The organism is Zobellia russellii (assembly GCF_018728565.1).
Classification (GTDB): domain Bacteria; phylum Bacteroidota; class Bacteroidia; order Flavobacteriales; family Flavobacteriaceae; genus Zobellia; species Zobellia russellii.
This window is the reverse complement of sequence record NZ_JACSOI010000001.1, coordinates 490257-510467: the sequence shown is the minus strand read 5'-3', so window position 1 is coordinate 510467 and position 20211 is coordinate 490257. Positions and strand designations below refer to the sequence as shown.

At 40.4% G+C, this 20211-nt stretch carries 16 protein-coding genes; 3 read left to right on the top strand and 13 right to left on the bottom strand.

From position 1 onward, the window contains the following. Positions 1-25 precede the first annotated feature (25 nt). From H9565_RS02185 to cobA, 13 genes are all read right to left on the bottom strand, one after another. Positions 26-1465 (bottom strand): rubredoxin, encoded by a 1440-nt coding sequence (locus H9565_RS02185; protein WP_215436945.1) that lies wholly within the window; start codon positions 1463-1465, stop codon positions 26-28. A gap of 12 nt (positions 1466-1477) precedes the next feature. Then, positions 1478-5008 carry a nitrate reductase gene (locus H9565_RS02180; protein WP_215436942.1) on the bottom strand — a complete coding sequence of 1177 codons (3531 nt, stop codon included), beginning with the start codon at positions 5006-5008 and terminating at the stop codon, positions 1478-1480. A gap of 141 nt (positions 5009-5149) precedes the next feature. After that, positions 5150-5377 (bottom strand): alpha amylase C-terminal domain-containing protein, encoded by a 228-nt coding sequence (locus tag H9565_RS02175; RefSeq protein WP_215436940.1) that lies wholly within the window; start codon positions 5375-5377, stop codon positions 5150-5152. Positions 5378-5431: 54 nt separating this feature from the next. Next, on the bottom strand, positions 5432-6493 hold the full coding sequence (locus H9565_RS02170) for an alpha-amylase family glycosyl hydrolase (protein WP_215436939.1): 1062 nt from the start codon (positions 6491-6493) through the stop codon (positions 5432-5434). Between the two features lie 39 nt (positions 6494-6532). Beyond that, positions 6533-7204, bottom strand: a complete 672-nt coding sequence (locus H9565_RS02165; protein ID WP_215436937.1) for a response regulator transcription factor — start codon at positions 7202-7204, stop codon at positions 6533-6535. 150 nt (positions 7205-7354) lie between these two features. Then, on the bottom strand, positions 7355-8656 hold the full coding sequence (locus tag H9565_RS02160; protein ID WP_215436934.1) for an alginate export family protein: 1302 nt from the start codon (positions 8654-8656) through the stop codon (positions 7355-7357). Between the two features lie 42 nt (positions 8657-8698). Beyond that, positions 8699-9526 (bottom strand): ABC transporter ATP-binding protein, encoded by an 828-nt coding sequence (locus H9565_RS02155; protein WP_155601150.1) that lies wholly within the window; start codon positions 9524-9526, stop codon positions 8699-8701. A gap of 10 nt (positions 9527-9536) precedes the next feature. Continuing rightward, a complete protein-coding gene (locus H9565_RS02150; RefSeq protein ID WP_215436932.1) occupies positions 9537-10376 on the bottom strand; it encodes an ABC transporter ATP-binding protein in 840 nt (279 codons plus the stop codon). 18 nt (positions 10377-10394) lie between these two features. Beyond that, entirely contained in the window at positions 10395-11495 is a 1101-nt protein-coding gene (locus H9565_RS02145; RefSeq protein ID WP_215436930.1) for an ABC transporter permease, read from the bottom strand. 38 nt (positions 11496-11533) lie between these two features. Next, complete coding sequence (locus tag H9565_RS02140; protein WP_215436929.1) at positions 11534-12916, bottom strand: CmpA/NrtA family ABC transporter substrate-binding protein; 1383 nt, start codon at positions 12914-12916, stop codon at positions 11534-11536. Positions 12917-13170: 254 nt separating this feature from the next. Next, entirely contained in the window at positions 13171-13929 is a 759-nt protein-coding gene (locus H9565_RS02135; RefSeq protein ID WP_215436926.1) for a Crp/Fnr family transcriptional regulator, read from the bottom strand. Between the two features lie 9 nt (positions 13930-13938). Continuing rightward, positions 13939-15360, bottom strand: a complete 1422-nt coding sequence (locus tag H9565_RS02130) for an MFS transporter (protein ID WP_215436923.1) — start codon at positions 15358-15360, stop codon at positions 13939-13941. A gap of 277 nt (positions 15361-15637) precedes the next feature. After that, positions 15638-16411 (bottom strand): uroporphyrinogen-III C-methyltransferase, encoded by a 774-nt coding sequence (cobA, locus tag H9565_RS02125; protein WP_215436920.1) that lies wholly within the window; start codon positions 16409-16411, stop codon positions 15638-15640. A 124-nt stretch (positions 16412-16535) separates the two neighbouring features. On the opposite strand from cobA, the gene nirB reads away from it, so the two are divergent. From nirB to H9565_RS02110, 3 genes are all read left to right on the top strand, one after another. Then, entirely contained in the window at positions 16536-19052 is a 2517-nt protein-coding gene (nirB, locus tag H9565_RS02120) for a nitrite reductase large subunit NirB (RefSeq protein ID WP_215436917.1), read from the top strand. A gap of 62 nt (positions 19053-19114) precedes the next feature. Beyond that, complete coding sequence (gene nirD, locus H9565_RS02115; protein WP_215436914.1) at positions 19115-19492, top strand: nitrite reductase small subunit NirD; 378 nt, start codon at positions 19115-19117, stop codon at positions 19490-19492. A 97-nt stretch (positions 19493-19589) separates the two neighbouring features. Next, the gene (locus H9565_RS02110) at positions 19590-20183 is read left to right on the top strand and encodes a DUF4202 domain-containing protein (RefSeq protein WP_215436911.1); all 594 of its coding nucleotides are present in this window, start codon (positions 19590-19592) and stop codon (positions 20181-20183) included. Positions 20184-20211 lie beyond the last annotated feature (28 nt).

Genomic DNA, 20211 nt, shown 5'->3' with positions numbered 1-20211 from the left:
TAGGTACTATCCAAATGTAACAAAATCAGCTCGAAAAATTCAGTTCCGTTTTTTCAAATTGGGATTTTGGTGCTTCACATACCGAACAGGTATAGCTATCGGGCAACTCTTTAAATGTGGTTCCTTTTGGAATATTGTTCGTAACATCTCCATACAACGGGTCATAGACCGTAAAACAGGATTGACATTGGTGAATGGTCTTGGTTTCCTGTTCCTCAACTTTTTTAGGAGTTTTATTTACTTCAACCTCCCTGCCCAGTTGATTAAAGTATTTTTTACTGAGTTCCATTAATAGACCGGGAAGTTCAATCTTATCTACATCTTGGGCGTAGGCCAGATATTTTTGGGTATTGGGATCAAAATTTACAAAATGAAGCACATTATAGGTAGGCCTCACATCAAAATCCTTAACAATGGTAGGCGAACTATTTTTTTCGATAATTACCGAAGCAAAATGGGACCGCTTGCCCACATCATTGCTTATACCAAATGTAAGCCCGTAGGTACTAATATCATTCTGGTCAAAGCTACGGACCAAGAATTTTTTTAGTTCCAATGCTTGGTTATCATCTACCGGCAAATGCCAGTTCATTTCTAGCTGTGAGTGTCTTACATTAATACCCCATTGCCCTAAAAAGCGTTCCAAGGCGGGTCTACTCTGCTTTTGAATACCTTTTACCACGAAGGATTTCCATGGGGTAATACAGATTTTACCTATGCTATTGTCTAAACAAAAACCGCAGAATTCCTTAAGAAACGATAGATCATACCGGTTGTTTCGCCAATACAGGCCCAGCCAATATTGATCTAGCCCCATACGGTTCATTCCCTCATAATACGGGAAGGTAAGATAGGGTACTTTTAACTCCTTTTCTATGGTCTTGTTATTCGTATCCAGATTCTTGTTCAAGACAAAAAACAGTTCCTCTACATCTTGAATGTCTTCATAAATATCCTCAATGGCCTTGCATATGGTGGTAATATCCCAACTGTAAATCAAAACAGGGTAATACGCCGCTTTTTCCCATTGTGGCAGCTTTACGTTTAAATACCAATAATCTTCATTTTCCGAAGCTATAAAATTAAGGTTACCACTAAAAAGGGGCACCAATCTTTGTTTAGGGTCTGTGATGTTAATTTTTAATTTCGGCAAAAAATCAAAGCCCTCCAAAATATAGAGATAGGTAGAACCTTTAAGCCAATGGGTCATATCAAAAATATCTGCAGAAACGTATGAACTTACAATATTCTGATATGCTCTATTAGTAATAATATTGGTGTTGAACTTTGATATACGCTCAAGTTGACCTTCTTCTACGCCTTTTAACGGGAAGAGTAAATCCTGCCGGGAACCAAAATAGACTTCATTTAGGCCTGCAGCTTCCAGAAGACCTATAATATCTTTAAGTTCCCCCGGTGAGGTAACTCCTCCTTTTATTAATATGCGGTGCAGATCATCGTTCATAATCCCGTTTTTTTAATTTGCTAATTGTAGTTGTTTGTCCAATATGGCCTTCACTTCCGGTTTGCAACTGCCACATCCTAAACCTGCTCCCGTTTCCGAGCATAACGTGTTAAACTCTGAGCAACCACCGGCAACGGCGTCAATAACATTGCCCTCTCCGACCTGACTGCAAGAACATACCAATTTTCCCTTTAGAGGAACGGAAGTAGTTGCCCCTCTAAGCAATTCGTTTCGTTTTTCGGACAGTTCTATTTCTTCTTCTATCAGGCGTTTGAACTCGGCAAACTCATTTTTATCGCCCATTAAAATCGCACCTTTCAATGTATCGTCCTTTACAATGCACTTTTTGTAGAAGCGCTTGCTCACATCCATCAAAATAATCTCTTCGTAACTACTGTCGTCCGATGGTGCATTTACCATACCAATACTACACAGGTCAAGATTTTCGAACTTCAGGATATTCATAAGAACTGAGCCATTGTAGATACTGCTATAATCGCCTAAAATATAGTTAGCGGCAATATCTGCCTGTTGCTCTGCGGCCGATGTTATTCCAAAAAGCGAATTATTGAATTCCGCTATTTCGCCCAGGGCAAAAATAGATGGGTTATTGGTCTGCAAATACGAATTTACCAGAACACCCCTTCTTGTTATTAAATCGGCCTTTTTTGCCAATTCAATATTCGGTCTTGTTCCTATAGCGTAAACAATGGCATTACACTGAATGGTACGACCTGTTTTAAGGTTTACCAACAACCTAAACGGATTCTCTTTTTCCTCAAACACCGTACTGACTTCATTATCAAAATACAGGTTGATGTTCCTTTCGGTGACATCTTCCGCTAGAAGTCTACTTGCCACCCGATCCAGCTGACGCTCCATTAAACGAGGTGCCCTTTGTACAATGCTTATATTGATGTCTATCTTTTTAAGTGCCGCGGCCAATTCCAGTCCTAACAGACCTCCACCAACAATTACCACATGTTGTTCTGTTGCCGGCAATCCCGTTTTTTGGAGGTATTGTTTCAGTTTGTCCGCATCTCCCCTTTCGCGCATGGTAAACCGCCCCGGGAGGTCTATTTGTACCTCACTTGGTACAAAAGCACGGCTACCTGTGGCCATAACCAGCAAATCGTACGAATGTATCAATCCATCACTATCGGTAACCTGCTTCATCGTTGCATTTACGTCACTAATCCCAATTCCCGAGTGCAAGTTGACGTTCAGCTTTTGTAATTCTCCAGATTTTAACTTCTCCAATGCTTCCCAAGAAAGCTCATCGCTTACATATTCGGGCAATAGTACCCTGTTATAAAACGGGTCCTTTTCTTTGGAAAACACATGCAATTCGTCTTTTTTATTTTTCTCCCGATAGGATTGAATAAACCTGTATGCAGCCGCACCTGCCCCGATAACAATTATTTTTTGAACCGGTTTTACGAACTTCTCTACCTGAACCGCACAGTATTTAAAATCGGGCTCTTTAGAAACTGGGTCAACAATATCATTGGTAAGGTTGTTGGCCCTGCCAAAATCATTATTGAGGACTTTTCCCCAGTGCATAGGAAGAAAAACAACACGTTCACGAATATCAAAATTGATTTTCACTTTTACCTGTACTTCACCCCTTCTACTTTTAATAACCGCAATATCTCCCTCTTTTAACTTGCGCAGATAGGCATCTACCTTGTTCATTTCTAAATAGGGCTGCGGAATATGGGTCAATAAACGTTTTACTTTTCCGGTTTTGGTTCGGGTGTGCCACTGATCCCTTACCCTTCCCGTATTCAATACCAAAGGAAAATCAATATCTGTTTCCTCAGATTTATTATAAAGACTCTTTGGCGCATTAAAATGTGCCTTTTTATCATTTGTATGGAAGTTAAAATCAGTAAACAAACGCGGTGTTCCCGGATGGGTCTTGTGGGGAACCGGCCATTGAAAGCTACCTTCGTTTTTTAATCTTTCATAAGACAGACCTGTAATATCAATATTGGTGCCTTTGGTCAAAAGGCAGTGCTCATCATAAACTTCGCTTGCATTGGCGTAATCAAAACCTTCATAACCCATGGCCTGGGCAAAACGCCAAAGAATTTCGGCATCTGGCAATGCTTCTCCCGGTGCATCAATAACCTTTGGTAAATAACTGATCCGTCTTTCCGAATTGGTCATCGTACCTTCTTTCTCCAACCAGCCGGCCGCAGGCAATAAAAGATCGGCAAATTTTGTGGTTTCCGAATTATGGCTAATATCCTGAACTACTACAAAAGCCGCATTTTTAAGGGCCTTTTCAACTTTCTTTACGTTGGGCATACTCACAGCCGGATTTGTACAAATAATCCAAATTGCCTTTAGTTTTCCACTTTCTAGCGCATCAAACATTTCTGTTGCAGTATAACCCGGTTCCGAATTGATTTCCTTTCCTCCCCAAAAATCCGAAACCTCTTTCCGGTGCTGCGGATTGCCCAAGTCTTTATGCGCGGCCAAAAGACTGGCCATACCACCTACTTCACGGCCACCCATAGCGTTGGGCTGCCCCGTTAATGAAAATGGCCCACAACCCGGTTTTCCTATTTGTCCTGTTAACAAAGAAAGATTCAACAGAGACACATTTTTGGAAACCCCTATTACACTTTGGTTAAGCCCCATGGTCCACATACTAATGAACTTATTGGCGTCTCCGATATATTGTGCCGCCTTCCGGATATCCGAAACGGGAACACCACATTTTTCGGACGCCTGCCTAAGGGTAAGGGTAAATGCACTTTCCTTGCAAGCCTCAAAATTTGAGGTGTGTTTTTTAATAAAATTCTTATCTATTTTTTTCTTTTCGATGAGCCATCTTGCCATGGCATTAAAAAGGATAACATCTGTTCCCGGAAGGATTTGTAAATGTATATCTGCCGAAGCACATGTCTGCGTTTTTCGCGGGTCTACAACAATTATTTTAACGTTGGGATTTTCTTCTTTGTGCTGCTCCAAACGTCTATAGAGAATAGGATGGCACCAAGCAGGGTTGGCCCCTGCAATCAAAAAACAGTCTGCCAGTTCAATGTCTTCATACGAAATAGGAACAGAATCTTCACCCAAAGTTTTTTTATAGCCTACCACGGCAGAGCTCATACAAAGCCTACTGTTGGTGTCTACATTATTGGTTCCGATAAAGCCCTTGGTAATCTTGTTCACCAGATAATATTCCTCAGTAAGACATTGTCCGGATACGTAGAAACCGACACTATCCGGCCCATGTTTGGCAATAATGCTTTTAAAAACGGCTGCGGCACGCTCAAAAGCGGTGTCCCAAGCTACTTTTTGCAACGGGTGATTCCTACTCCATCGCATTTGTGGATGCATAATCCGGTCGCTGGTATCTTGGGCAACATAATTCAGGTTTCTTCCTTTAGAGCACAACATACCCTTGTTGGAAGGGTAATCAGGGTCTCCGTCTACCTCAATTTTCCCTTTATTATCAACATCTACCAATATACCGCAACCTACACCACAGTAAGAACAAACGGTTTTATGTGTTTTCTTTTTTAACATTGCTTTTCCTTTTTGATGTAAACACCAAAATTAGATATAGCAAGTTATAAAATTACGTATATATACGTAGTGTTTTTTTCGTAATAGTTTGATGTTTTTATCGCACATCAATAAAAAAAGTGCCCTCTAGCTACTTTTCGATCAATGATACAGGATACGGCCCCAACATGGTGGAACCTCCACAGAAAGACCTGTTTTGTTGGGTATTAGACAATAATCTGGGTTAAGAAAATCCGTAAAACCCTTGGCAAGCAGACCTTTTACGGGAATGTTTACCTTAACAGGTTGGTTAGACATATTTACAATAACGACCACCGTTCCATCCTTTTCTTTTCTAGAAAAGGCATACTGCTCTTTTTTAACCAGCAAAGTTTCATACTTACCCGTAGACAGAGACTTACATTTTTTACGTGCGCCAATAAATTACTTTATAGCATCTAATAACTTTGGGTGTTTTGCTTGTTTTTTTAGGTTTTCCAGCTCTACACTTGGGCGCAGCAAATCATCACTATGTGCGGACTTTTTCCCTTCAAAACCCCACTCACTCCCGTAGTAAATGGCAGGTATTCCCGGAAGCGTAAATAGTAATAAGTATAGAGGGAATAAGTGTTCTGGTTTCTTTAAAGTACTGGCGGCACGGTTAACGTCATGGTTATCTACAAAAGAATAGAGCGCCAAATCTTTATAAATTCCCTTAGGACCAAAATCCCGTTCAACAGTTTCAGAAATTTTACTGAAGTCCTTTAAATTAAAGCTTTCGTAAATAGGCGTGTGGTAATCGTAATTGGTAACGGAATCTAACATTCTATCATTGGCCCAACGGTTATAATTGCCATGAACCACCTCACCCATTAACCAAAAATGAGGGTTTCGTTTTTTACAAAAGCGCGCAAGTTCTTTCATAAAGTCAAAATCCAACACATCTGCGGTATCTAAGCGCAGGCCATCAATTTTATAGATGTCCATCCATTTGGCAACGGCACTCAAAAGATAATCCCGAACCTCCTTATTTTTAAGATTGAGTTTTACCAATTGAAAATAGCCGGCCCAAGTGTCATAGGTAAACGGGTCTTCTAACGGGCTACGCTTTCCAAAATCTACATTAGAAAACCAATTGATATATGTTGAATTCTTTCCAAACTTCTTAAGATCTTTAAATGCAAAGAAATCTCTTCCTACGTGGTTGAAAACACCATCTAAAACTACACTAATACCCAGCTCATGTGCATTTTTCACCAGAGCAATCAAGGCAGCGTCATCACCTAACCTTCGGTCTACTTTATAATAATCCACGGTATCATACCCATGGCTAGATGATTCAAAAACAGGACCAATATAAAGCGCTTTGCAACCCAGCTTCTTTATATGTGCCAACCAAACGTTGAGCACCGAAAGTCTATTAATGCTGACCGAAACCAAATCATTGGTTTTATCCGCGCCCAGAAGACCCAAGGGATAGATATGATAAAAAATGGCGTGGTCCATATGTGCAAATGGGTACCGAATAAATTTAGAACAGCAGTGCTACACCAAATTAAACTGTTGCGCTTTTTTTGAAAGGTCGATTAGGTTTTTGACTTCCATCTTACGCATAAGGTTAAACCTATGTGTCTCCACTGTACGTTTACTGTTCTGCAATTTTTCGGAAATCTGCTTATTGGTCAAACCGGATAAAACCAATTTTAATACCTGGAGTTCTTTATTGGTCAAATCAAAAGGAATATTTGTAGGTGTAGCTTTTTTAGGACTTTCTACAGTATTGGTCGTGGAGCTCAATAAACTATTGACCAAAACATTTGAAATATCGCCACTATAGTATTTGCCCCCTTCCCGCACGGCATGAATGGCTTTAAGAAATTCTGATTTTCCTGTGTCTTTCAACAAATAGCCTAGTGCACCGGCCTTAACAGACTTAAGAATATACTCCTCCGAATCGTGCATAGAAAGGATGATACATTTTACAGGCGAGTTTTGAGCACTCAGTTTTTCAACAGCCTCTATTCCTGTCATGCGTGGCATTCTAATATCTATAATCAATAGATCGGGCGAGTTCTTATTCACCATTTCAATGGCCTCGATACCGTCGGAAGCTTCGGCAATAACTTTCAAATCAGATTCACTCTCCAATAAAGACCTGATACCATCACGAACCAAAGAATGGTCATCCGCTAAAATAATACTTGTTGTTTGATCCAAAATATGCGTAATTATACGTACAAATATAATCGATTTTTATAAAGGGAGTTACACAAGCTACTATACCGATTTAAAATCTGTTTAAAACAAAAGAACCGCCACAACAAAAAGGTTGTAACGGCCCTATCGAAGCATCTTAAAATAATTTTATTACTTGGCCGTATTTAAAAATTTAGGCTTCATAGTTAACTGCACCCAAGCCCAATTTTGTGCGCTAGAGGCGTCTGCTTCTGTTACTCCTTTTAATTCATACATGCCATCACTAGCAAACATTTGGGAATAGCCTATGGCTAACCCGTATCCTTTAAAGGTCTTTGCAAAAACCAAATCAACTTCCGTACCTAGGGACTTCTCGCCACTTGGCAACTCCTGCTCGCCACTAAAGTTCAAAACCTTTACCATTAAACTAGAGGTCTCGCCCAAAGCGAACTTGGCACTGGCATGAATATCCGTTAGCCCAACGGAATTAGCATGGTTGCCTACGTAGAAGTAATCCATAAACCCATTAAATTTATGGTTGGTTCCGTAAAGCGGAAAGAAAGCTTCGGTCTTGTCCGTAGTACTAGTATCATTTCCACTAATGATTTCGGCCCCTAACCCCAAGGAAACCCCTTTAGACACCTTGTAGGTCAAGTCCAATCCCAAAAGATATGCTCCGCTCACATCTACACTATTTTGACGTTCACCAGTCTGCAGATAGGCGTTAAGCGCTGCTCCAAAACTTCCTTTTTTATAGTTTAAATGTGTACCCAGCGTAACCAAATTGCTTACACCATCTGCAACTTGAGCATCTGCATCTCCTGTAAAATTTTGAAAACCATTGTTCATTATCAATCCGCTTGCGGAAAATGCTTCTCCTTTATGTCTCAGATAGAGGTATTGCATGCTTTTGTACGAGAAAAACCCAGTAGTATTATAGGCCGTACCAACTGATTGAAACCCTCCCGGATTTCCAGTAGTTGCCGTAAAGTCCTGATTAAAGGCAAGACCCAGGTCCATCATAAATTTACCTTTTTTGTATTGTAACAAAGCTGCATCGTGGTTACGTGCCTGCATGGCCCAATCAACCCCGCCAAGAATTCTTTGATCATCGTAGACAAGCATTTGGCGGCCTATTTTAGTTGAGAAGCCTTCTCCAAGTTTAATGTCGGCCCATGCTTGAAAGACAGAAAACGAATTGTTGCTATCCTCAGGTTTTAACTGTCTGTTCTCTCCCCAAACCATAACATCTTGCAAGCTCATGTAAAATTTAAAAGCTTCGGTTTGATAACCGGCGTTTAGTCGTAAACGTGTTGCAATAGCAAAGCCAGGGTCTAGGGCATCGGGGATAATGCTACCAAAACCATTACGGTATTCTGTACGGGGTTTAAATTCGCCATCGAGAACAAATTGCGCAGATGCAAATTGAATCGTAAGCATCAATACAAATAATAGGGTGTACTGTTTTTTCATAATATAGGTCTTAATGTAATTGTATTAGTGTTTAGTTATGGTTTAATGTTCTAAGAAGTCTATTAAGTGTTTTCGGTATGTATAGTAATCATCATGTTCCAATACGGATTTTCTGGTTCTAGGCCTTTCAAATTCAATATCTAGAATGTCTCCTATTTTAGCCCTTGGTCCGCTGGTCATCATTACCACACGGTCTGCCAAGAAAATCGCCTCATCCACATCATGGGTAATCATTACCGCCGTAATTTTTTCTTTGTTCCAGATTTCAATCAAAATATCCTGCAATTCACCACGGGTAAGCGAGTCTAGCATACCAAATGGTTCATCTAGAAGTAATACCTTAGGTTTAATGGCAAACGCCCTGGCGATACCAACCCTTTGTTGCATACCTTGAGAAAGTTCAGAAGCTTTCTTGCCAAAAGCACCGTCCAGACCCACTTTATGAAGGTAATATTTAGCGATATCTTGACGCTGTGCCTTTGTTGCGTGAGGAAAAACCTGATTCACGCCTAGCAGCACATTTTCAAGCGCTGTCATCCATGGCATAAGGCTCGGCGATTGAAAGATAACGCCCCTATCCGGACCAGGTCCTTTAACCGGATTTCCCAAAACGGATATATTTCCTCCTGAAATAGGGTTAAGGCCAGCTATCATAGAGAGCATTGTAGTTTTACCACATCCGGAATGGCCGATTATGGTAACAAATTCCTCTTTCATTATTTGAAGGTTCAAATGTTCCAGTACCACATAATCTCCTTTTGGTGTGGGGTATACTTTCTTAAGATCGTTTAGATCCAACATTACCTGAGAAGGATAAAAAATACCGTTCTCCGTGGTTCCCAACTCTGTTTTTTCTATTGTTTCGGACATAGTTCTAGGTTTAGGCTACAAAACTTTTAGGTGCTATTTCTGGAAGGATGTAATCCTGTTGTGAAACCGATTTTCTTTGGTCCCCGATATCCATCAAATACTCGATAATGGCATTCCTTGTTTTCTTGTAATTTGGATTATCGTTCATGGCCGTCTTATCCCTAGGCCGTTCAATATCTATTTTAAACTCTGGTCCTAGCGTAGCATTTGGACCCGGTTTTAAAGGAATAATCCTATCTGCCATATAGATACCCTCATCCACATCATTGGTAATCAACAATGCCGTACGTTTATCCTTGCTCCAGATATTTAGGATTTCATCTTGAAGGTTGCCACGCGTTAAAGCATCCAGAGCACCTAAAGGCTCATCCATGATTATCATTTCAGGATTCATGGCCAATGCCCTGGCAACCGATACACGTTGCCTCATTCCTCCTGATAGTTCTTTAGGTCTTTTGTTTATAGCAGGGCTTAGGCTAACCATTTCCACATAATCGCTTACGCGTTTCTTCAACTCTGCTTTGCTCAACTTTGGAAAAGCTTCTTTGACCGCCATATACACATTTTGACCAACGGTCAGCCACGGTAGCAAAGAATAATTTTGGAAAATAACACCTCTCTCATGACTGGTATCTACAACCGGACTTCCTTTAAAGAGAACTTCTCCACTTGTAGGTTTTAACAATCCGTTGATAAGGTTTACCAATGTAGTTTTTCCACTTCCGGTAAAGCCTACGATGGCAACAAATTCCCCTTCTTCTATCGTTAGGTTGATGTCGGATAATACGTTTGTAACGTTCTCATCCGTACCATAACTCTTGTATACATTGTTTAATTCTAAATATGCCATTAGTTACGATTTTAAGGGTTATGCCATTTCGTTTTTGTTGAAAGAAACCAAGTTCTGCACGGAAAGCATAATCCTGTCCAAAAGGAATCCGATGATACCGATTACGAACATCGCAACGATGATTTTTGCGTTGGAGTCATTGGCCCCGTTCTGAAACTCTTCCCAAACGAAAAGTCCCAACCCTTGACTTTGTGCCAATAGCTCAATTGCTATAAGCACCATCCACGCTACGGAAAGCGTAATACGCAGACCGGTAAATATCAATGGGAGGGAAGAAGGTAAAATCACCTTAAACACTTTTTGAAAAGTGCCTAATTTTAAAACTTTGGCAACGTTGATATAGTCTTTGTCTACCGAGGATACACCCATAGCGGTATTTACCAAGGTGGCCCACATGGCACAGAGACCTACACTTATAAAGGATATTACAAATGCGTTATCCGAACTGTCTCCTATATAAAGGGTCTTTACGATCATAAAGACCAACAAATACCAAACCACGGGGGATACTGGCTTAAAGATTTGAATGAACCAGTTGAATGCACTGCGCAAAGATGGGCTCAACCCTATGATAATACCGATTGGTACAGCAATTAAAAGTGCTAATAAGAATCCCGCAAAAACTGTTTTTATACTTGTAAGAACGATATCCACAAAAGAAGCTCGGCCTGTGTAAACAATAGCATCCTTGCCTTGTGCTACCAACTTAGCATTCATGGTGGACATCTTTTCTTCAAACGCTGCCTTATCCGCAGTTATAACTTTGTGATCTGCAATTAGAGATTGAAGCGAACTCCATACTTGAGAAGGAGAAGGCAGCGTATTGGGTTGGCAACTACTGTCTCCGGATGCGATACATGCACGCTCCGCGTCCGCAGCTTCCTGGCCACGCTCCGTTAGTGCTTTTTCAATTTTATAGGCTGCTTCCTTATTGTAAAGTGCTTTAGACCCTAAATGCCATAATCCTAAGAACAATAGAACGGACAATACGGTAATACCTGTTTTCTTCAAGGACGAAAAAATATCACCCTTTTGAAATTTAGGGGTAAGCTTAGCTACCACCGGCTTTAAGAATACAAGTCCTTGACCTTCCTTTTTAAGTGTTATATCTTGTTCCATAATACATTAATTTTGCTTCGATTTACTTACTCTGTATCTTAATCCTTGTTTCCTATGGAGAAACTATTGATATATCCTATCGGATCTTTTGCATCAAACGATGTTCCGTCTATAAAGTCTGTAGTTGCCGGTTTGTACCCGTCCGTATCAGGAACATCACTTGAGGGAATTTGACCTTCCGCTACTAAAAGTTCCGCAGCTTTTTTCCAGATGTCAGGACGATAGATATCCTTGATTGTTTCACCATACCACTCAGCTGATTTTGTTTCTGGAATCTGTCCCCATCTGCGCATTTGAGTCAAGAACCAAATACCGTCCGAGTAAAAAGGATATGTAGCATTATACTTATAGAAAACATTAAAATCAGGCATCTCACGCTTATCTCCTTTTTCAAATTCAAACGTACCGGTCATGGAGTTTGCCAAAACCTCTTCAGGTGCACCAACATACTGAGACATTGAAAGTATTTTTACGGCTTCGGCCCTGTTAGATGGCTCATCTAACCATTTTCCTGCTCTAATCAATGCTTTAGTAACGGCTATGGCAGTATTTGGATTTTCGTTTACAAATTTCTCCGTCATAACAAATACTTTTTCAGGGTTGTTCTTCCAGATATCGTAATTAGTAGTTACTGGTACACCAATTCCTTTAAATACCGCTTGTTGGTTCCATGGCTCTCCTACACAGTAACCATATATAGTTCCTGACTCTAATGTAGCCGGCATTTGTGGCGGTGGTGTTACGGACAATAAAACTTCTGCATCTATCTGCCCCTGTACGTTATCCGCAGTATACATACCTGGGTGAATACCCGCTGCTGCCAACCAATAGCGAATTTCATAGTTATGTGTAGATACAGGGAACACCATTCCCATTTTAAACGGTTTACCACTATTCTTATACTCGGTAATAACAGGTTTAAGAGCGTCTGCCTTAATCGGGTGTATAGGCTTCCCCTCTGAATCTGCCGGTACATTTGGCTTCATTTTAGACCAAACATCATTGGACACCGTTATTCCGTTACCATTCAAATCCATTGAAAAAGGAGTTACCAATTTGGCTTGTCTACCAAAACCGGCTCCTGCCGCAATTGGTTGTCCCGCCAACATATGAGAACCGTCCAACTGACCATCTATAACGCGGTCTAAAACGTTTTTCCAGTTAGATTGTGCTTCTACTGAAACGAACAGTCCTTCATCTTCAAAAAATCCTTTTTCTTTGGCGATGGCCAATGGTGCCATATCCGTTAGCTTAATAAAACCGAAAGTCAATTGTGGTTTTTCAATATCAAGCATCTTGGTTTTTGAAGCTACGGCCTCTTCTGTAGCAGCTTCGGTCTTTTTTGATTCTTTTCCTCCGCAAGCCATTACCAATGCAGCTACGCTTGCAAATAATGATGCTTTTGTAAAAATGGTTTTCATATTCAATTGGTTTTAATTAAACTACGTATTAATACTTATTCTTGACAAATGTATACGTAATCGTTTGATCTACATATGGTATATCATAGGTTAAACCCTCTTTTTACACCATCTTCAAACCTGCCAAAACACAGGTTTATATTATTTAATGCTGAATTCCAACATGTTAGAACACACCCACCTATTTGAGTATAGATACGTAGTGGTACGGATTAATAAATATTGAGTAATTGTAGGGAAAGTGTACAGTTTACTTAACTGTCCAAATAAAAGTTATGCTCGGATATTTCCCGTTTGAGAAGCGCGCTATCAATAATTTCAACACGCCTGCCTTTTGTGTTAATCAAATTATCCTTCTTTAATGCAGAGAATACTCGTATAACTTGCTCTTCCGTAGTTCCGGCATAATTTGCATACTCCCTTCTACTTAAAGCGACATTGATAAAATTATTTTTTCTACCAAATTTACGCTCTATATAAATCAGGGTATCTATGACACGCTCACGCACAGTCATCTGTGAAATTGATTTTACTTTAGCCTCACTTTTGTTGAGCTCATTGGCATAAAATAACATGAGATCATATGTAAAATTGGGAGCTGTTAATAGTACTTTTTGCAGGTTTTCTTTTGAGAAGTAACAAAGGTTGGTATCCTCTAGGGCCATAGCACCAATACTATAGTATTCGTGGGTTCCAAACCCCCTATGCCCAATTATTTCACCAGAGTTGGCAAAGCGAACGATTTGCTCCCTTCCGTTAATACCGGTTCTAAAAACCTTAACTTTTCCAGATTGAATAAAGAACAAGCCGTTTACGGGAGCTCCTTCCATAATAAATTGCTGGCTCTTTTTACAAGTGAACTCCCTCTTTTCCTCAACAAATTCCGATACCAATGCACTAAGTCTTAAGTTTCTTTTAATAAGACAACCACTATTTGTACAGTCCTCACAAGAAGTGTGGGCCAATTTTTTCTTGGTTTGAGCCGTATTCGTATTTGCCTGTGTAGAAATCATATTGACTTTTTACTTATCCGCTACAGCAAACTTAGGCGTATTGGCCTTGTTCATTTCTAAAGCCGTAGCCTTCTCGTCTTCTGTGGAAAATTTTATTGCTAGCGATAGACCAGCTGCAACAACAACACAAATTCCTATAATAAAGTACCCACCCGATACTGCTGTAGAAGCTGCAGCGGATTGCGCTGCCCTAACCGCCTCTTCTCCCAAGTTTGTATTTGCGGCAATTGCTTGGGTTTCGGCCAAAGCGGATTGTGATTTGAGAAACATTGCCGCAACAAAGGCCCCAACGTTTCCGCCAGCTCCTACAATTCCCGAAATAGAACCAATTGCTTTTTTATTAATGAACGGCACAACGGAAAAAGTAGCTCCTTCAGCCATTTGAACGGATAGACTAAACGCTATCAAAAATAAGATACCAAAGGCAATACTTGTAGTAGTTGAAAATATGGTAAGCATACAACCTTCTATAGCTAAAATTATCCCCAAGAACACAACTCTACCTCGCAATCCTTTCATTTTCCCGAATCTATCTCCAAAGAAACCTCCCAAGGTTCTTGCAAAAATATTCATTAAGGCAAACGATAAAACCAGATTACCCGCCGTAGAGCGCATTAGGCCAAACGTATTTTGCAAGTAATCATCCATTGTTCCATATACGGTAAGCTCCATTCCAAAAGAGGCGGCATATACTACAAATAGTATCCACACCCGATAATCCTTTAAAACACTTATAAAGCTTTCTTCATCTTTCTTAAGTTTGGGCATCTTACCCTCTTTCTTAAGTTGAGCAAAATTACCTTCCGGAGTATCCTGTGTAAAAAAGTAATAAACCACTCCCATTAGCATTGCAATTACACCGGCAATTACCATAGAATAACGCCATGCTACCTCATCCGCAACACCAAAACTCACCACGGCAGCCGCAATTAACGGCATTCCCAAACGGTTGGCGCCACCTCCTAAATTTCCCCAACCTGCAGATGTGGCATTGGCCGTACCCACAATATTAGGAGCGAACATTATAGAAGTATGAAACTGGGTAATTACAAACGATGCCCCAATAAAGCCTATGAACAAACGGCAAATTAAAAATTGAGCAGGTGTTTGAACGAATCCAAGTAATATAACAGGTATAGCTCCTATAAGAAGTAAATACGTATAACATAATCTGGGGCCATATTTATCACATAATTTCCCAATGAGAAGACGTGCGAACACCGTTCCGGTTACCGCCAATATAATAGAGTTCCATTTCTGCTCAGGAGTAAGCCCTAAGTCCTTGACAACATCCGGCATGAACGGTACAATACCAAACCATGCGAAAAAACAGATAAAGAATGCTACCGAAGTTATCCAAAACGTACGAATGGGCATACTTTTAATATTTCCGAGTTTTAAGCTGGTCACTTTTTTAGATTGTGTTTCCATAATACAGATGTTTTAGGTTCAACAATATTCAAAACTACGTATATTTATACGTATTACTACGTATATTTCTAAAATATGTCATATTACTAAGTATTTTTACGAGAACAAAAAATATATTGAACCAAAAAACAGATATCTAAAAAAAAGTGCTGTATAAAATAACAATATCATATTCCCTCCAAAAAAAGAGCTCTGAAAAATGCCTTATACAGACACCATACAGAGCTTTTAGCAGAGGTTCCAGCACAAAATATACGTACGTAAACCTATTTAGATTTTAGAAGCTTGAATGAAGTACACGCTGCACTTCTTCCTCAAAAAAAGCGGGATGCTCGGCCACTACATCACCTATTACTATAATACCGGGTTTAGAGCAATCAATACTAGATTTCCCTGAAGCCATACTGCCCAATGTACCCACAATACAGGATTCATTTGGCATTGTGCCATTTTGAATTACAGCCATTGGAGTTAAGGACCCCCTATATTTATTGATCTCTCTAATTATTTCCGATAATTTTCTCACTCCCATTAATATAACCATAGTTGCGGAAGACTGCGAAGCGAACTTTAAATCTTCTGAGAACGAACCATCTCTTTTTGTTGCCGTCATTACCCAAAAACTACTACTAACACCTCTCTGTGTCATAGGTATTCCTTGACTAGACGGAACAGCTATCGCACTGGAAACTCCAGGTACCACGGTTACAGGAATACCAAAAGATTCCACATAGGCTATCTCTTCATGGGCTCTACCAAAAACAAATGGGTCGCCCCCTTTTAAACGAACCACATGACCTCTCTCAAATGCTTTTTCTACTATTAGGATATTAATATCATCTTGATTGAACGAATGCATTCCACATCGTTTACCTACGTATATTTTTGGAATACCGGCATCAATCTGTTTTAATAATTCTTCATCTATTAATGCGTCGTACAAAACCACATCGGCCGACCTTAAAGCCTTTAAACCCCTTATGGTAATAAGGTCTGCGCTTCCCGGACCCGCTCCTATCAATGTAACTTTTGGCTCTTTTACTGTTTTCATAACTAGCAGTTTTAAAGGGTTGTTTTAGTAATTCCTCAACAAAACTACGTAATTATTTCGATAAAAATAGATGTTTTATACGTATTTATACGTAATATTGCTAAGTAGTTTAAAATCGAAGCCTATGAAAACCATTATTGTTGTCGGAAACGGCATGGTCGGATATAAGTTCTGTGAGAAAATCGCAGCCCGAGAAGAATCTGAAAATTTTAAGATTATCGTTTTCGGTGAGGAACCAAGAGCGGCGTACGATCGTGTACACCTAAGTGAGTTCTTTGGAAATAGGGATGCCAAAGCCTTGGAACTTGCCCCTATGAGCTGGTATACAGAAAATAAGATAGAACTGATCGTTAATGAACGTGTTACGGACATTCACCGTAAAACAAAAACGATAACCACTGGAAGCGATAAAGAATATGCATACGACTACTTAGTACTGGCCACAGGCTCAAGTCCTTTTGTACCTCCTATAAACGGAGTAGAGAAAGAAGGTGTCTTCGTATACCGCACCATAGAGGACCTGGAAGCCATGCTTAACTATGCAGAAAAGATTAAAGCAAAAAAATCTAATGGTCGTGCGGCAATATTAGGCGGTGGTCTTTTGGGGTTAGAAGCAGGTAAAGCCGTGATGGACATGGGTCTTGAACCCCATGTTGTAGAGTATGCCCCTAAACTTATGCCAAGACAACTGGATTCTCGAAGTAGCAATGTCCTTCAACTTACCTTAGAGAATATGGGCATTAACATACATTCCGGAAAAGCTACAAACCGTATTCTAGGAAACGGGGCCATTACAGGAATGGACTTTGGCGAAGATGATACCTTAGAAGTAGACATGCTCGTAATTTCAGCAGGTATTAGACCTCGTGATGAACTCGGAAAAACTTGTAATCTAGAAATGGGTGTTCGCGGTGGCATTGTTGTAAATGACAGAATGCAGACCTCGGACCCTAATATATTCGCTATTGGCGAAGTGGCACTGTACAACCAAATGATTTACGGACTCGTAGCCCCAGGTTATGAAATGGCCGAAGTGGCCGTAAACCAAATTATAGAGAGCTCCGAAGTGGTAATGCGCTCAGAAATTGACATGTCCACAAAACTAAAACTGATCGGTGTTGACGTGGCTAGTTTTGGAATACCTTATATGCCAGCGGACAAGGGCCTTTCTATTATTTATGAGAACAAGACTAAAGGGTTGTACAAACGTATAAACGTAAGTCACGATGGCAAAACCCTATTAGGAGGAATTATGGTAGGCGATGCAGAGGATTATAGCATTCTACACCAAATGTACCTTAACAATATTCCCTTGCCCGATAATGCCGAAGAGCTCATTGTTGGTGCCCGTGGCGAAGGAGGTTCCGCATTTGGCAGCGCCATGGATTTACCGGACACGGCCGTAATCTGTTCCTGTGAAGCTGTCACCAAAGGAGCCGTTTGCTGTTCCGTAATAGACGATGGTAATGAAACCGTAAAGGACGTAGCCAAAGCAACCAAAGCCACAACAGGCTGTGGAGGATGTAAGCCCATGGTTGCCGATCTGGTAAAAGAAAGTCTAAAAAGCTTAGGAAAAACGGTTAAAGAAAGCATCTGCGAGCATTTTGACTACTCCAGACAAGAACTTTTTGATATAGTTAAGCTTAAGGATATTAAAGATTATGACCAATTGCTGGACGAAGTAGGAAAAGGACATGGCTGTGAGGTCTGCAAACCCTTGGCCGCTTCAATTTTTGCCAGTATATACAATGAAACGGCCAACCGTCAAGAAACCATACAGGATAGCAACGATCGTTATTTGGCCAATATACAGCGTAACGGAACCTACTCAGTTGTTCCTAGGGTAGCTGGAGGTGAAATTTCGCCCAAGCAGTTAATGGCCATGGGCAGGATTGCCAAGAAGTACGACTTGTACACAAAAATAACGGGAGGACAACGTATTGATATGTTCGGTGCTAAATTGCACGAGCTGCCCCTTATTTGGGAAGAACTTATTGCCGAAGGTTTTGAAACCGGTCAGGCTTATGGAAAATCGCTACGTACGGTAAAGAGTTGTGTTGGTTCTACTTGGTGCCGATACGGAATGGACGAAAGCGTAAGTTTTGCCATAGAAATTGAAAACAGGTACAAGGGTATACGCTCTCCCCATAAATTTAAAGGCGGGGTTTCCGGATGCATCCGCGAATGTGCCGAAGCCCGAGGTAAAGATTTTGGATTCATTGCCGTTGAAGGCGGATGGAATGTTTACGTAGGCGGAAACGGTGGGGCCAATCCAAAACATGCCGAGCTACTGGCCGAAAAAGTGGACAAGGAAACTGCCATTACATATGTAGACCGTTTTATGATGTTCTATATAAAAACAGCTCCGCCACTTACAAGAACCGCGGCTTGGCTAGACAAACTGGAAGGCGGCATTACCTATCTTAAAAACGTAGTTATCAATGACTCATTAGGCATTGCGGAAGAATTGGATGCCGATATGCAAAAATTTGTTGATACCTATAAATGTGAGTGGAAAGAAGCCGTAGAAACTCCAGAAATAAGGGAACGGTATACCCACTTCATTAACTCGGACGAACCGGATGATAATATAGAATTCGTATCTCTTCGTGATCAAAAGATGCCTAAAGAATGGGCTTAAAAGAACTTGAAAATCACGAAAAAAAGTGACAAACAGAGTAATCCCAAACTAAAAACAACATTATGATCGCAAATCTAAGTACATATGAAACCGTACAGCCAGATAACGTAAAAGTCTGGTTTAAAGCAGGACCCTCTAGTAAATTTCCAAAAAATGGCGGGGCATGTATAAAATATAAGGACAAACAAATTGCCATTTTCAATTTTACACGCCAAGCCACTTGGTACGCGTGCCAGAATCTTTGTCCGCATAAAATGGAAATGGTCCTTTCCCGTGGAATGATCGGAGAGGAAGATATGCAACCAAAAGTAGCATGTCCGCTTCATAAGAATACGTTTTCGCTAAAAACAGGAGAAAACCTAAACGGGAGCTTGGATGCAATTGCTACCTATCCGGTTAAGGTAGAAGGGGAGTTTGTGTTCGTTGGCTTTTCGGAATAAGTGATTTTTTCGGCAAATCTTTAGAAAGACGTTATAGCCATGCAATAGATTCTCTACAGGTCTCAAGGTATTTGTATCTTAGACCAAAATTAAACTTATGGCCATTTCCGATAAATTACAGCAAGCCTTTTCTTTGTTCGATAAGGCAAACGAGCAAGATCCCCATACAGAAATAACCCCTTCTGGGAAAACATATCCCAAAGAATTGCTTTATGCACTTCGTATGACGGAAAAACTGAACGACTTTGCCCCCAAAGCATCAGAAGCCTTGCAATTAACGGCAAGATGTCAACATATATGCAGATGGGAAATTCCACGGGAATCTTATGAAATGAACCGTACGGGGTATCTTAAATGGCGCCAGGACCTAAAAAAATTCCATGCCCAAAAAGCTTCTGCTATTCTTGAAGAAGTGGGTTACGATCAAGAAACCATTGAGAAGGTCGCTTTTTTATTGGAGAAGAAACAATTAAAGAAAAATGAGGACACACAAACCTTAGAAGATGTTATTTGCTTGGTGTTCCTTGAGCATTATTTTGAGCCCTTTGCGTCTCAGCACGATGAGGCCAAGGTAATTGACATTCTTCAAAAAACATGGCGAAAAATGTCCGAAGAAGGGCATGAAGCCGCATTAAAACTGCCCCTTTCCAAGAATTCACTGGAGTTGGTTTCAAAAGCCATTGCAGGTTAATTTAAGGAATAGCAATAGTACCCATGTA